We start from the raw sequence: 14,212 nt of genomic DNA, 5'->3' as shown, positions 1-14,212 counted from the left end.
GCCCCACCCGCACCCCGAGGTCGGTCCAGGTCCACTCCCGGTACGGCGGCCGGGCCCGTCCGAGTTGGGCGGTGGCCGGGTCGCCGTCCCGCCGCAGCAGGCAGGTTGCCGTGCCGTCCGGGTCGAAGACCAGCCCGGACTCGTTCGGATACCCGCCGGAGAACAGCGTCCGCACCACCGGTCGCAGGTCGAGTCCGTCGTCGCTGCGGTAGAGCCGGGCGAACCTCGGCTCCCGGGTGGCGTAGCCCACGCCGTACATCACGTCGTCGTGCCAGGCGGCCTGCCAGACCCAGACGCCTGGTTCGCCGACCGGTCGGGGTCCGTCCCACCGGTGCCCGTCGTCGCTGAGCCAGGTGACGGTGTGGAACCGTTTCGGCGCGTTCCCGGTGGCCGCCGCGGCGAGCAGTTGCAGCCGCCCGTCGGGGCGTACCACGAACCGGGGGTCACGCAGGTCGACGCCGGGCTGTTCGAGGAGCGCCGCGGACCGCCACTGGTCGCCGTCGGTGGAGGTCAGCACCCGGATGGCGGCCTCCTCGGAGAGGTGCGACGCACCCTCCCGGAAGGCGCAGAACCAGGTCTCCGCGTGCCGGACAAGGTCGGTGAAGGCGCTGTGCGGGGCGGTGTCGCCGATGCGGCGCAGCGCGCGCAGCTCGGCGGTCGCCGTTCGGCTGATCACGGGCATCGACGGTACGCGCGGCAGGCTACGCCGGTGTGGCGAGTGGACGAACGGCGGACGAACGAGGCCGGTTCACGAACTGGCCCTTTCCACCACTGTGGTCTGACGGTATTGACGTCAGCAATCAGGCCGAGAGCCCTGGCCGGTCGCCAGGGCTCTCGTGTTCACGTGGTATTACGCCGGGGAAATGGCTTCCGCGTAGTCGTAGAGGCTCTTGATGTCGTCATCGAAGTAGGGGCCGTCGAATTGACCGTTGCCAGGGTTGTCGCCGTGGCTCACGACGCTGTTGATGAATCCGTACCCGGTCTGGTCGTTGTATTCCTGCAGCCACGGTCCGCCGCTGGATCCGTAGGTCATGTTGCACCACATCCGGATCTGCTGGCCGCCGGCGTTCCAGGTGGTGCCCTGGCAGAAGTACTGGCTCTCACCGCCGCCGAGATTGGACGGGTAGCCGAGCGCGGTCACCGAGACGCTGTAGCCCCAGTTCCAGCGCAGACCGTGGCCACCGACCGTGTCGACGACCTTGAGTCCGTAGGAGCCGCCGTTGTACATGACGGCAATGCCCATGTCCTCGGCGTAGCTGCTGCTGTTGACCCACGCGGTGCGGGTGTTGAGGCTGGACGCCACGAACGTGCCGAACGGGCGCACGCCGTTGCGGTACCGCGGGACGAACTGCCAGTTGCTGTACCACTGACCGCCGGCGCCCTGGTGCACGCAGTGGCCCGCGGTCATCACGAGCCGCCGCTTACCGCTGGCCACCGTGCTTGCCGAACAGGAGGCGGTGCCACCGTTGGGAGTCGTGAAGAAGACCTTGCCGACGGCCTGGGACTCGTTGAGCATCGTTCGGGCGTCATCGCGGCTGGTGATGCTCGGCGCCATGGGCGCGACGGCGCCCGCCGACCCGGTGGGCTTGAACGCGGGGCTCAGCGAATCGGCGGCCTCCGCTGACCTGGCGAAGGTCAGGTCGACGGCCGATGCCATCCGCTCCGGCGTCCAGAACTCGGCGACCTCCTTGGCGATCTTCTCGCTGGTGATCGCGCGACCGTCACTGGTGCGGGCGACAGCGGAGGTGTTGCCGTTCCGATCGTTTGTCGCGGGATTTGCGTTGGCGGCATAAGAGCCGCCCAAGACCAGCGTGATCGATAGTCCAACCATCGTGGTCCAGCGCAGGGTGGATTTCAAAAGGACCTCCCGTGTCCTTGGTTCCCATCCGGGCCATTGCAGCTTATTGATTGATGCTCACTGATCGCAATATTGGCTAGAAGAGCGTTTTGACCAAAAGGTGTCAGAGCCTCGACACAATCGGCGCACCGTCGGGGAATCCGGCACGGTGCCGGCTGCAATTCTCACCGGTCAAGCACCGCGATTGCCGAAAGCGTCGGCGTCCATAAATGAGAAAGTCGACGCCCGGGAATGGCGCGGTGCGCCCGTGCCCGCAGCCGGGACGGAGGCCATGGCTCACCGTGGCGAACGGCGCCGTTCGACCGGGCGCGGGTCTACCTACCTGGGGTCGAGGACGTACCCCAGGGACGCCCGGGCCGCCGCGGAGGATGCGCCGGTGGCCACGGCCAGGAGCGCGGCTCGCCAGGCCGCGGCCAGTATGTCCGCGGCGGGTGCCGGCTGCTCGGTCAGCAGCGGCCGCAGTGCGGCGGCGACCGGGTCCTCGCGCTCCACCGGTGACTGCTCACCGAGGATCCGGCACACGGTGAACCGGACGGCGGCGTCGAAGGCCACCAGGAGCGCGGCGCGAACCGCGGGGTGCCCGTTGCTACCGACCGCGGCGGCGGCTCCCTCCATTCGTTCGACGATCCGCTTCTCCATGTCTTCGCGGACGGTCAGGTAGAGACCGAGCTTCGAGCCGAAGTGGTGGTACAGCGCGCCAGTGGTGACGCTCGCCTTGCTGGCCAGGTCGACGACGTTGACGGCTTCGTAGCCGGTGAGTTCGAACTGATGGATGGCCGCCTCGATGAGCCGGGCCTTGGCCGAGCCCGGGACCGGGACCCATTCGCGCATGCGGCAAGCATAACTGGTTGACGTTAAGCCGTAATCCGTTTACGGTCGGCGGCATGAAACTGACATTTCTGTACCAGCCGGTGAAGAACCTCAAGGAGTCGGTCGCCTTCTACCGCGACACGCTCGGATTCGACGAGTCCTGGCGGGAGGGCGAGTCGACTGTCGCGTTCAAGATGCCGGGTACGGAGGTCGAGCTGATGCTCGATGTGCCACCGGACACCGGGCCGCGGTGGGGAGCCGGCGGCTTCTACGCCGTCGACAGCGTGGACGCGTTCCGGCAGTCGCATCCGGAGCTCGACTGGCAGGGCGAGATCGAGATGCCGGGTGGCAAGGGTGCCACCTTCCTGGACCCGACCGGCAACCCCGTCCACCTGTTCGACCAGAGCACCGCCGGACCCGAATAGCGGTAGCCGGATGGCGGGCACGCGTCACCGTACGCCTCGTTGAACGAGTCGGGCGGATGGCGCGGCGCCGATCCACGCCGCGATAGCGTTCCTTCCTCCACCGATGATCCTAAAGGGAGGCTGGATTGGGTTCCAGGCTGGTCCGAACGGCGCTTGTCGTCACCCTGGCGTTGGGTGGCGGCACCCTGGCTGTGGTCTCGCCCGCGCAGGCCGCACCGAAGGCGTTCAAGAACTGCACCGCGATGCACAAGAAGTACCCGCACGGCGTCGGCAAGAAGGGCGCTCGGGACAAGGTACGCGGTAAGACGAAGCCGGTGACGAACTTCAAGGTTTCGACGGCGATCTACAACGCCAACAAGAAGCTCGACCGCGACAAGGACGGCGTCGCCTGCGAGAAGCGATAGCGCTTGACCGCCGCACCGGGCCGGCAGGCGCATCTGCCGGCCCAGTGCTCGGCAGCGTTGCACGGATGGCTCGATCCTGCATCGAGCGTGCTCATGGTGCCGTCTCGGCGCGGTACGCGTTGGCGAGCCGCTTCGGGGCCCGGGCGTACCAGGCCTCCTCCACCAGCTCGCCCAGCTCGGCCACGTCGACCCGGTCCAGCCGCACCAGCACGGCGGGGTAGCCGTCGAAGTGCGGCGTGGTGAAGAAGACGGCCGGGTCGTCGGCGAGCAGCGCCTCCTTCACCCCCAGATCGGCCACCCGGACGCCGAGGATCGGCCCGTCCGGCGCGGCGGAACCAAGGTCGTCGAGCTCCTTACGACGCAGCGGGCGTTCCCAGACGAACGGCTTGTCCCGGACCCGCCACGCGGCCACCCCCTCGTAGGAGGGGCGCTCGCTGGTCTCCGGCAGGCTGAGCGCGATCCGACGCACGTCGTCCCAACTGGCCATCGCCCGACGATACGTCAGGCAACCCGGTCGGCGAGTCCCGCCACGGCCGATCGGCACTGGCGCGACGCATTGCGGTCGGCGATGGTGGACGCCATGGAGATCACCTCGAGTCCACCACCGGTCTGCCTGGCCGACTTCGCCGAGCTGGCCCGGTCGGTGCTGCCGCCGCAGGTGTGGGACTACGTGGACGGCGGCAGCGGCAGCGAGGTCACCCTCGCCGGGAACCGGACCGCGCTCGACCGGGTGGGCGTGCTGCCCCGGGTGCTGACCGGGGTGGCCACACCACGTCTGCGTACCCGACTGCTCGGGCGCGAGTACGCGATGCCGGTGGGCGTGGCGCCAATGGCGTACCAACGGTTGGTGCACCCGGACGGCGAGGTGGCGCTGGCCGCCGCGGCCCGGGCCGCCGAGGTGCCCTACCTGGCCAGCATCCTGGGCAGCACGCCGATCGAGCAGGTCACCGCCACCGGTGCCGAGGTCTGGTTCCAGCTGTACTGGCTGCGCGACCGGGGTCTGGTGACGGATGTGCTGGCCCGGGCCCGCGACGCCGGTTGCCGGGCGCTGGTGGTCACCGTCGACGTGCCGGTGCTCGGCCGGCGGTTCCGGGACCTGCGCAACGCCTTCCGGTTGCCGCCGGAACTGGTCGCGGCCAACCTGCCCGGCGGCCGGGACGACCTGGCCCACGGCGGGACGCCGGGCGTCAACCCGGTGGCCGTGGACAGCGGTGCGGCCTTCGCGCCGGCGCTGCGCTGGGCGGATCTGCGCTGGCTGGGCGAGCACTGCGAGCTGCCCCTGGTGGTCAAGGGCGTGCTCGACCCGGCCGACGCGGTGCGGGCGGTCGACGCCGGCGCGCGGGCCGTGGTGGTGTCCAACCACGGTGGGCGGCAGCTCGACGGCGCCCCGGCCAGCGCCACCATGCTGCCCGAGGTGGTCGCGGCCGTCGGTGGCCGCTGCGAGGTGCTGCTGGACAGCGGGATCCGGGGCGGTGGCGACGTGCTGCGCGCGTTGGCCCTCGGCGCGGACGGGGCGCTGGTCGGCCGGCCGATGCTCTGGGCGCTGGCGGCCGGCGGACAGGCGGGCGCCAACACCGCGCTGACGCTGCTGGCCGACGAACTGCGCGATGCGCTGGCCCTCGCCGGCTGCGCCGACCCGGCCGCCGCTCGTGACCTCCGTACCGTGCCGATGGGCTGAGCGGCGCGGGTGCGGCGACCCACCGCGTTCACCGGTTTGCAACCTGTGACCGCCGTTGTGTCGCGGTCCTGGGTGGACGGTCATAATGGCGGCATGATTGCCTGGGAGTACGCCCTGCTGGTCCGCCGTTACCAGGGACAGGGCCGCAATTTCCATGTTTCGTTCGTCTGGTACGGGCCCGACGGGTCGCGCAAGGACATCACGCCGTACGGCGACACCGCCGTGGCGCACCTCAACCGGTACGGCCGGGAGGGCTGGGAACTGGTCTCGGCCGCCGAGGACGTGAACAACGTGCAGGGCAGCACCGAGGTGCACCGCTACCACCTCAAGCGCCCGCTCAACTGATCGTGGTTCGCGAAGCAGGCCGGTCGCCGCGACCGGCCTGCTTCGGGTTGCCGGGGCGGCGCGGCTGACAGGCGGCGAATGTCCCGCCTCCTCCGCGCCGGCAACAACATCGCCCTGAAGACCTCGGCCGACCGGGTAGCCGCCCTGCCGGCAACACGGCTTGTGATCAGGCGCCTACGCTGGAATCCTGGCGTGGTATTCCGGAATCAAGGAAAAGCGCCACCCACCAGGGCGTACTGCCGAGCTCGCCAGGCCAGGCGCGGGCGGATGCGGCGCTGCAGATATCTCTTGTGGGCGAGTGGGATGGAAGTCCGTTGACCCGATGGGCGGTGACGGAGTGGTAAGGAAGTCGGGGAAGTCGGATGGCCACAACACCCTCCTCAGCGATGCCCGTCGCAGGCTCCTATCGCCGAGTGGCTCGGGCCGGCAGATGTCCCGGCAGGAGGTCGCCGAGGCGGTCAACGCCTACCTCTGGCACACCTACCGCACAAGAACCAGTCTGGATGCCAACCACGTCGGGAAGCTTGAACGAGGGGAACACCGCTGGCCCAAGACCACAACCCGGGAGGCGTTCCGGGCAGTCTTGAAGGTTGCTCGCGATGTTGACTTGGGCTTCTACATCACCCGGGGCCAGCGTCACACCGACGACGTTCCGCACTTGATGTCGCCAGGCCAGGCGCTCGCCGCCACTCATGATCAAGCTGGCGAGTCGCCGACCTACGGGGAGATCACGCACACTGGCGACATGAACCGCCGCGAGTTGCTTCGCCTGCTGAGCCTGACAGGTGCGCTTCTGGCTGCGCCTGCCCACGGCGGCCAGCTCGATTGGGCGCGCATTGCATCCCCTAAAGACGGGACCAAGCGGCTAGACCCGGCCACTCTCGATGTGTACGAAGGTCTGAACGCCCACCTCTGGGCTGCGTTCGGCGCAGCCGAGTCCAAGATGACAGTGTCACCGCTGGTCAACCGTCAATTCGCTACGCTCGCGGCCAACCTACGCCGCTCCCACACAGCACAGATGCACCGGCGGCTCTGCAGGATCATCGCCGACCTGCTTCAGCTCGCTGGCGAGGTCGCTTTTGACACGAACGCATACAGCGAGGCCGCACACTGCTACACCCTGGCCGCGGCCGCCGCTCGGGAAGCCGCTGCCTACGACCTCTGGGCGTGCGCGATGGTCCGCCACGCCTTCATCAGCGTCTACGAACGCGACTTCCGGCATGCTGCACCGATGCTGGAGGCTGCCGCTGACCTCGCCCGCAACGGGGACAGCGCACTGTCGACTCGCCATTGGGCGCATACCGTGCGAGCACAGGCCCTCGCAGGCCTCGGTGACCTCCGCGGATGCCAGCAGGCACTCGACCGGGCCGAGGACGTGAACCAGCTATCTGGACGGGTTCACAACGGCGGCTGGTTGCGTTTCGACGGCTCCCGGCTCGCCGAGGAACGCGGGGCCTGCTACGTCGAGTTGGGACGCCCAGACCTAGCCGAACCGGTACTGTCCGGCGCGCTGTCGCAGAAGCTCTCCGTGCGACGGCGGGGAACCGTCCTGGCGGATCTCGCGATGGTCGGAGTTCAGCGCAGCGACGTGTACCAGATCGTGCTCTACGGCAGCGCTGTTCTTGATACGGCACGCCAAAGCGACTCGGGCGTGGTCGGTGCCAAATTGCACCGTTTGCAGCAGCACCTATATCCGTTTCTTGCTGACCGCCACGTGCAGCACCTAAACAGCCAGATCGCTGCCCTGACGAGGGCAGCGGATTGAGACGACCAGAGGAGACCAGGGTGCAGGTGGAAGAACCGGGACGGGTGTTCCGCGAGGCGTGGATCGCAGGAGTCCGCAGGCACTATCCCGGCGAGCCGAAGCCGGGCTACGTCGCGCCTTGGGCCGATACTCCCGAGTGGGAACGGGCAAGCGCCGCCGCTGTGTACGAGCAGGTCCGCCAGTTCGTCGCAACCGCCGAGGGTGCCACCGCAAAGCTGAGCCGGGAGCAAAAGGGCCGTTTCGTCGCTCTTTGCTGGATCGCGCAGATTTTCAAACACTTTCCGGACCCAAAGCCTTCATACGTCGTCGATTGGCCGGACATGCCGGACTGGCAACAAGAGACGGACGCGGACATCTTCGAGCACATCGAGAAATTGTTGAGCACGGTCCGCTGAGGCGGCGACGAGGGTGATGTGATGCCCGGCGATGTGCTCCGGCCCCCGTTGAGCGTCTGCCGTGGTCGACGCGGAACTTCTCCCACCATCCGCTTTTCTGAAACTCGCGAGCGATTGTCATTATTTGTTCCCGCCGGTCCTCGTCGATTCGGAAGTGGTCGAGGACCCGCATGGTCTCGTCCTGATCGGGGCCGAACTCGCATTCCCGATGCGACTCAGCTTTGCTTGGCAATCTTCGCCTCATACAAAGTCGCTCGGCAGAGTAGGAATGTTCCCTTCGTAGTTTGATGAGTTCGGCGGCGAGTCGGCGACGACGCACGTAGGACTGACCGCCGGCACCTCCTGGACGAGACGCGCGAAGCCCACGGTCCATGGCGCGTTTGCCTTGGCTGCAAGATCGTAACCCCCGATTCTGCCGCTTGGCACTGATCCCGATCTTGTCTCTCACCCCAAAAGACCATTTCAGGCGGCTAGCGACCGCTAAGTCTCCCTATAACTTTCCCCATAGTCCGGTGTTCCCAGGGGCGCCAGCGAAAGGTGATTGTGGAGGCGGCATAAGTAATGCATCTATGGCTTGGCGTGGGCAGCAACAGGTTCGCGACGGATCGCCGGCAACCCGGGTGCGGAGGGGCGCCATGGACTCCACAAAGGCAACGCTGGACGTCCTCACACCACCGGTGCGTGCGGTCAAGACGCAACGGCCCGGGTAGTGAACGGCGCTGGTTCGCTATTGCCGAACATCGATTTCGCCTGCGTGCTGGCCTCGGTGGTCGCCTACCAGTCCCAGCGAGAGGTTCATGGTGGAAACATCACACAGACCCGAAAATGCGTCGCCCCGACCGAGCCCGAATGCTGCGACGGCGGTCGGCTTCGGTGCCGTGAGGTTGATTCCTCGCCCGCGTACTGCCAGCGAGCTTGCACAGGCGAGTGACGGGCGGCTTTTTTGCACTCGCCGCCTCCCGGTTGCGGGCCCGCCAGGCTCCCGGCGGGCCCGCCACACCGGCCTCCGATGCTGCGCCCCGGGCAGCCGGCCACACCAGGCCGCGTGCCGAACAGCGGAGTTGGGGACGCGGCGGCGATGACTCTCTACATCTCTCGCCACGCCGTGGCAACGACTGCCAACAGCTCCACCAGATCGGTCCGCCCTGGGCCGGTGCTTGCGGCCGAGCGGGTCGATCTCCCTCGCATCGACCCGCCCCTGTTCAACCACGTCTGGCAGCGACTTTTCGAACAGACCATGCGAAAGGAAGAGCAGCGATGATGTCTCGCGTCCTGGTCACCGGTGCCGCCGGCTTCATCGGCTCACACCTGGTCGACGCGCTGCTGGCCAGAGGCACCACGGTCGTCGGCCTGGACCGCCGCCGACTCGGCGAGCATCCATTGGCGGACGAGAACCTGGCTGGTGCTGCCGCCAGTCGCCTCTTCTCCTCGTACTGCCTGGACCTGGCCGCCGACCCGCTTGAGGATGCGGTGGCTGGCTGCGACACGGTGTTCCACCTCGCCGCCCGACCCGGCGTTCGGCCCTCGTGGGGCCGCGAGTTCCTCGACTACACCCGGGCCAACGTCCTCGGCACGCACCGGTTGCTCGATGCTTGCGCCCGCCAGAGCGTACGCCGGCTGGTCGTCGCCTCGTCGTCGAGCGTCTACGGGCCGGCCGGCCGGCCCAGCCGCGAGGACGACCCAACCTGCCCGGTGTCCCCGTACGGGGTGAGCAAGCTCGCCGCCGAGCAACTCTGTCTCGCCTACGCCCGGCGAGCCGACAGCCCGATGAGTGTCGTGGCGCTGCGCTACTTCACCGTGTACGGGCCCCGGCAGCGTCCGGATATGGCGATCGGCCGGGTCCTGTTCGCCGCGTACACCGGCTTTCCGGTCACGCTCTTCGGCGACGGAAGCCAGCGACGGGAATTCACCTATGTTGGCGATGTAATCGCCGCGACCCTCGCCGCCGGTCACCTCGATGGCCGAGCCGAGGTCGTCAATATCGGCGGCGGTGCCAGCGTGTCGATGCTGGCGGTAATCGACGAGGCGGCCAAGGTCACCGGCCGTGAGGTGCCGGTGAAGGTTGTGTCCGCTCAACCCGGCGACGTGGCCGCGACCGCAGCCGACCTCACCCGCGCCGGCCGGCTACTCGGCTACTGGCCCACTGTCGGGCTCCGCGAGGGTCTTACTCGCCAGGCCACCTGGCTGGTCAATCTTTCCGGCGATCGTCTCGCCGCCTTTGCCTCCTGACCTCCACAAGGGAGTTTTACATGATCGTGCTGACCGCTGGTTCGGCAAGTGAGCTGTTCACCGCCGCCTGCCAGGCCGTACTGCTCAATGGTCGCGTCGTCTGTCCGCGTGACCTCACCACGACCGAGGTGATCGGAGCGCACCTGTGCCTCACGAATCCCCGGCGGCGCCTCGTCGACGTGCCACCTATCAGGGTGATCAATCCCGCCTTCGCGGTCGCGGAGGCGCTCTGGATCCTCTCCGGTTCCGACGCCCCCTGGATCTTCGACTACAACGACCGTCTGCGCATATACGCCGACGACGGCGTGCTGCGCGGCGCGTACGGACCGCGGCTGCGCCGATGGGACGGCCAGATCGACCAGCTCGACGCGGTACGGCAGCAGTTGCTCAAGGACCGGGATTCACGGCGAGGGGTGATCCAGCTGTACGACCCCTCCCGTGACCACCGGGGCTACCGCGACGTGCCGTGCACCCTTGGGTACCGGTTCTTCATCCGAGACGGACAGCTGATCATGCACACGAGCATGCGCAGCCAGGACCTGTGGCTCGGCTTCCCGTACGACATCTTCACCACCACCCTGATCCACGAGTTGATGGCGGGCTGGCTCGGCGTCGAACTTGGCGAATACCACCACCATGTCGATTCCCTGCACCTGTACGCCGACAACGCAGAGGCAGCCGCCGCTTCCCTGCAGGGCGCCGAGGGAACTGCGGAACTGGATCCGGTCGCCGTGCCCTGGCCCGACCTCGATGCCCTCCTCCAGCGCGCAATCTCTGGCAACACCGGCCCTGGCGACGGCTCGACCTGGGACGCCTTCGGCCGGACTCTCGCCAGCTACCGGGCCTGGAAATCCGATGAGCGCGACCAGGCACGCAAGCTCGCCGCAGACACTCCGGATCCCCTCGGCACCGCCCTGTCGAGCTGGTACGACCACCTCACCCCACGCACGCCTGGCGGCCGACGATGATCGCCGAACGGTCCGCACGAGACGACGAGGTGGTGCTTGGGCTCTGCGCCTACACCCACGATTCAGCTGCGGCGCTCCTGGTCAACGGCCACCTGATCGGCTTCGCCGAAGAGGAACGTCTCGACGGGGTCAAGCACAGCAAGGCGTACCCCACCGAAGCCGTGGCCTGGCTCCTCGACCAGGCCGGTCTCACGGCAAACGATGTGACGACGGTGGCGTACAACTTCGACGGTGGCCGCTACCTGTCGGCGCTCGGTCAACTCGCCGCTCATCTGGCGGGGGCCTCGACCCGCAGCCGGGCGGTTCCACGCGCACGCAGCTTCCTCACCGTGCAGCGCCGCTACCGGGCGCGCATGCGGGATCTGTCGCAACGGTTCCCGCTCGCTCGGCTCGTCCCCGTGCTGCACCATCGTGCACACGCCCTCTATGCCTTCTTCGCCGCCGAGGTGGACGATGCTGCTGTCCTGGTCGTGGACAGTCTCGGCGAGCTGCAGACCACCACGATCTGGCACGCCACATACCACGATGAGCAGCCCTTCCGCCTACGTCTGGCCGACTCCGTCAAGGATCCGGCGTCGCTCGGCTACGCGTACGGCGCCGTGACCGAGCACCTCGGCTGGCGGCGCGGCGACGAGGAAGGCACCGTCATGGCGCTGGCTGCCCTCGGCGACCCGGCACGCTTCCGTGACCTGATGTCCCGCGCGATCCGGCTGACCAGGGACGGGTTCACCCTCGATCCGGGCCTGTTTCCGCTGCGGGTGCTGGCCAGCCGGTACCGCCGGACGAGCCCGACGTTCACCACCGCAGCCTGCCCGCCCCGACCACCGGATGCCCCGGTCGAACCGGTGCACGCCGACCTCGCTGCCGCCCTACAGGAACGAACCGAGCAGGTCATGCTGCACCTGGCCAGGCGAGCCGCGCGGCTGACCGGCTCCGGTCTGCTCTGTCTCGGCGGCGGCGTCGCGATGAACTGCGTCGCCGCAGGGCAGATAGCCCAGGCCGGCATTGTCGACGAGGTCCACATCCCGCCCGCGCCAGGAGATTCGGGCACCGCGATCGGCGCTGCCGCAGCCGTCTGGCTCGACGCCACCGGCCGCTTACCCACCGGCATCGGCGGACGCTGCTACCTCGGTCCGGCGTACCCCGACCTGGCGCTACCTGCCGAGCCACGGCCCGGCCTGACCGTCGCACGCCCGGCCGACCCGGTCCATCACCTCGCCCGGCAACTCGCCGACGGGGCGATCATCGGACTCTTCACCGGCCCGCTGGAAGCCGGGCCACGCGCGCTGGGTAACCGCTCCATCCTCGCCTCGCCGTTCGCCCACGAGGTCGTGGACCGGTTGAACGGCACGGTCAAGTTCCGCGAACCGTTCCGCCCTTTCGCTCCGATGGTCCTCGCCGACAAGGCCGCCGACTATGTGCGGCTTCGCCAGCCCTCGCCGTTCATGTCCATCGCCGCACCGGTCACCGAACTGACCCGGACCCACCTTCCCGCGATCGTGCACGGCAACGGCACCGCCCGGGTCCAGACCGTGACCCGCATGCAGCACCCGTTCCTCGCGAACGTGCTGGCCGCCGTCGGTGAGATCACCGGACACCCGGTGCTGATCAACACCTCGTTGAACATCAAGGGCAAACCGATCTGCGGCACCCCGGACATGGCCCTGGACTGTCTCGTCGAAACCGGCCTGGACGCCCTGCTCATCGAGGGCTGGTGGGTGAGGAAATGCTGATCGGGTACAGCTTCTGGGGGTTCCTCGGTCCCGGCGTCGTCGACACCCCCGACGGGGGACGTAGCCACCGTCGGCCCCTGGTCGACGGGCTTCGCCAGGCCGGCCACGACATCGTGTTCCTCCAGCTCAACCGTGACTTCTGCGACGCCGGCCTCGACCTCACCGGCAGCTACCGGTGGGATGTCGGCCTGCCCGAGCTCGACGCGTTGTTCCTCGAATGGCGCTGGCCTATCCCCGGCCGCAATACCACCCCGTGCGGCAGGCCCGGACACACCTGCGACCTGCACCGCCAAGCCGAACTCGTCGCCCACTACATCCACCGGCTCGGCACCCCGACGATCCTCTGGGACAAGGACAGGCAGCTCGACCCGGCGGATCCGCTTCGCCGGACCAGGAACGTCACCATCTGCGAAGCGGCCATGCGCCCGAGCCCGGGGGCGACGCCGCTATTCTTTCCCGTCGCTGACGCGATCCTCGACAGCGCCGACCCCACCAGGCTCGCTGCCCAGAACCGCGCGACGCCGCTGGTCTACGTCGGCAACCAGTACGACCGTGACGAGGCCTTCGACACGTTCTTCGCTCCCGCCGCCGCACACCTGCCGCACCTGATTGCCGGTAAGTGGAGCGACACTCACCGTTGGCCCGGCCTCAACTTCGTCGGTCGGGTCCCGTTCCCGCAGGTCGCCGAGATCCACGCCGACGCGCTCGCCACGGTGCTGCTGCTTCCCGACCGCTACGCCGAGGCCGGCCAGATCACTCAACGGATCTTTGAAGCGGTCCTCGCCGGCTGCATGCCGCTCCTGCCCGCCGGCGTCCGCGGCACCGCCGAACTCGTGCCGGCGAGCCTGCACGTCAGGCACGCCACCGACGTACGGCACCGGGTCGGCTGGCTCGCCGAAATCGCTGGTACCAGCGACCACGCCGATCTGATCGCCGACTGCCTTCGCCGGCTCGCCCCGTTCCGGCTCTCCACCCAGCACGGCGTGCTCGATCGCCTCCTGCGCCATCCGGAACCGGTGCCGTCATGACTCGCCGTGTCCAACCAACCTCGCCCCGCAGCACCCCTACGCTGGAGGACCATGGACAGGATCGCCATCATCGGCTGCGGCGGCAGCGGCAAGTCGACGATCGCCCGGCAGCTCGCCCAGCTCCTCGACGCGCCGCTGACCCACCTCGACGCGATCTTCTACGACGAGCAGTGGAACCCACTCCCACAGGAGGAATTCGCGGCCAAGCAGGAGAAACTCGTCACCAGCGAGCGCTGGATCATCGAAGGCAACTACGCCGGCACCCTGCCGATCCGGCTGGCCGCCGCCGACACCGTGATCTTCCTCGACCTTCCCGCCGCCACCTGCCTCTGGGGCATCGCCCAGCGACGCCGACGCTACCGGGGCGGCCAGCACCAGGCCGATGGCGTCTACGACCGGATCACCTGGAGCTTCGTCCGGTACATCCTCGGCTACCGGCGAGCTATGCGGCCCCGGGTCCGGAACCTCATCCAGGAACACGGGCGACACGTCCGGCTGATCTCGCTCACCAGCCGCCGCCAAGCCAACCAACTGATCGAAGGGATACGACAACAAGCCCAGCCGATGACCTGAC

Annotated in this window: 16 protein-coding genes; 12 read left to right on the top strand and 4 right to left on the bottom strand. The window is 68.3% G+C overall.

What is annotated here, in order from left to right; all coding sequences use genetic code 11:
* The 3 genes from C1I95_RS07645 to C1I95_RS36885 form a co-directional block, all read right to left on the bottom strand.
* Positions 1-676 (bottom strand): exo-alpha-sialidase (locus C1I95_RS07645; RefSeq protein ID WP_233513417.1); only part of this gene is annotated, 676 nt, incomplete at its 3' end.
* 174 nt (positions 677-850) lie between these two features.
* Positions 851-1,831, bottom strand: coding sequence for a trypsin-like serine peptidase (locus C1I95_RS07640; protein ID WP_325048785.1), 981 nt, complete (start codon positions 1,829-1,831; stop codon positions 851-853).
* Positions 1,832-2,176: 345 nt separating this feature from the next.
* Positions 2,177-2,689: a TetR/AcrR family transcriptional regulator gene (locus C1I95_RS36885; RefSeq protein ID WP_111213068.1), complete on the bottom strand. Its 513-nt coding sequence runs from the start codon at positions 2,687-2,689 to the stop codon at positions 2,177-2,179.
* Between the two features lie 53 nt (positions 2,690-2,742).
* Between C1I95_RS36885 and C1I95_RS07630 the strand changes: the two genes are divergently transcribed.
* Complete coding sequence (locus C1I95_RS07630; protein WP_111213067.1) at positions 2,743-3,093, top strand: VOC family protein; 351 nt, start codon at positions 2,743-2,745, stop codon at positions 3,091-3,093.
* A 125-nt stretch (positions 3,094-3,218) separates the two neighbouring features.
* Positions 3,219-3,497, top strand: a complete 279-nt coding sequence (locus C1I95_RS07625) for an excalibur calcium-binding domain-containing protein (RefSeq protein WP_111213066.1) — start codon at positions 3,219-3,221, stop codon at positions 3,495-3,497.
* Positions 3,498-3,588: 91 nt separating this feature from the next.
* Here the strand turns inward: C1I95_RS07625 and C1I95_RS07620 are convergent, their stop codons facing one another.
* Positions 3,589-3,984: an MmcQ/YjbR family DNA-binding protein gene (locus C1I95_RS07620; protein WP_111213065.1), complete on the bottom strand. Its 396-nt coding sequence runs from the start codon at positions 3,982-3,984 to the stop codon at positions 3,589-3,591.
* A gap of 93 nt (positions 3,985-4,077) precedes the next feature.
* Here C1I95_RS07620 and C1I95_RS07615 point away from each other — a divergent pair, with 93 nt between their 5' ends.
* From C1I95_RS07615 to C1I95_RS07570, 10 genes are all read left to right on the top strand, one after another.
* Entirely contained in the window at positions 4,078-5,175 is a 1,098-nt protein-coding gene (locus tag C1I95_RS07615) for an alpha-hydroxy acid oxidase (protein WP_233513416.1), read from the top strand.
* Between the two features lie 93 nt (positions 5,176-5,268).
* The gene (locus C1I95_RS07610) at positions 5,269-5,520 is read left to right on the top strand and encodes a hypothetical protein (protein ID WP_111213063.1); all 252 of its coding nucleotides are present in this window, start codon (positions 5,269-5,271) and stop codon (positions 5,518-5,520) included.
* A 430-nt stretch (positions 5,521-5,950) separates the two neighbouring features.
* Positions 5,951-7,285 (top strand): NsdA family TPR-like regulatory protein, encoded by a 1,335-nt coding sequence (locus tag C1I95_RS07605; protein ID WP_111213062.1) that lies wholly within the window; start codon positions 5,951-5,953, stop codon positions 7,283-7,285.
* A 20-nt stretch (positions 7,286-7,305) separates the two neighbouring features.
* Entirely contained in the window at positions 7,306-7,680 is a 375-nt protein-coding gene (locus tag C1I95_RS07600; protein WP_111213061.1) for a hypothetical protein, read from the top strand.
* 1,009 nt (positions 7,681-8,689) lie between these two features.
* Positions 8,690-8,941, top strand: coding sequence for a multiple cyclophane-containing RiPP AmcA (amcA, locus tag C1I95_RS37090; protein WP_325048784.1), 252 nt, complete (start codon positions 8,690-8,692; stop codon positions 8,939-8,941).
* Complete coding sequence (locus C1I95_RS07590; RefSeq protein ID WP_233513415.1) at positions 8,938-9,909, top strand: NAD-dependent epimerase/dehydratase family protein; 972 nt, start codon at positions 8,938-8,940, stop codon at positions 9,907-9,909. The genes amcA and C1I95_RS07590 overlap by 4 nt, the downstream gene beginning before the upstream one ends.
* A 20-nt stretch (positions 9,910-9,929) precedes the next feature.
* A complete protein-coding gene (locus tag C1I95_RS07585) occupies positions 9,930-10,877 on the top strand; it encodes a thymidylate synthase (protein ID WP_111213058.1) in 948 nt (315 codons plus the stop codon).
* Positions 10,874-12,610 (top strand): carbamoyltransferase family protein, encoded by a 1,737-nt coding sequence (locus tag C1I95_RS07580; protein WP_111213057.1) that lies wholly within the window; start codon positions 10,874-10,876, stop codon positions 12,608-12,610. Before C1I95_RS07585 ends, C1I95_RS07580 begins: the two co-directional genes overlap by 4 nt.
* Positions 12,604-13,638: a CgeB family protein gene (locus C1I95_RS07575; protein WP_111213056.1), complete on the top strand. Its 1,035-nt coding sequence runs from the start codon at positions 12,604-12,606 to the stop codon at positions 13,636-13,638. The genes C1I95_RS07580 and C1I95_RS07575 overlap by 7 nt, the downstream gene beginning before the upstream one ends.
* Before the next feature lie 51 nt (positions 13,639-13,689).
* Entirely contained in the window at positions 13,690-14,211 is a 522-nt protein-coding gene (locus C1I95_RS07570; protein ID WP_111213055.1) for a P-loop NTPase family protein, read from the top strand.
* Position 14,212 lies beyond the last annotated feature (1 nt).

The sequence above is a fragment of the Micromonospora craterilacus genome (assembly GCF_003236315.1).
GTDB classification, from domain to species: Bacteria; Actinomycetota; Actinomycetes; order Mycobacteriales; family Micromonosporaceae; genus Micromonospora; species Micromonospora craterilacus.
The sequence above is the reverse complement of the archived record's forward strand: the minus strand, read 5'-3'. Positions and strand labels throughout refer to the sequence as shown.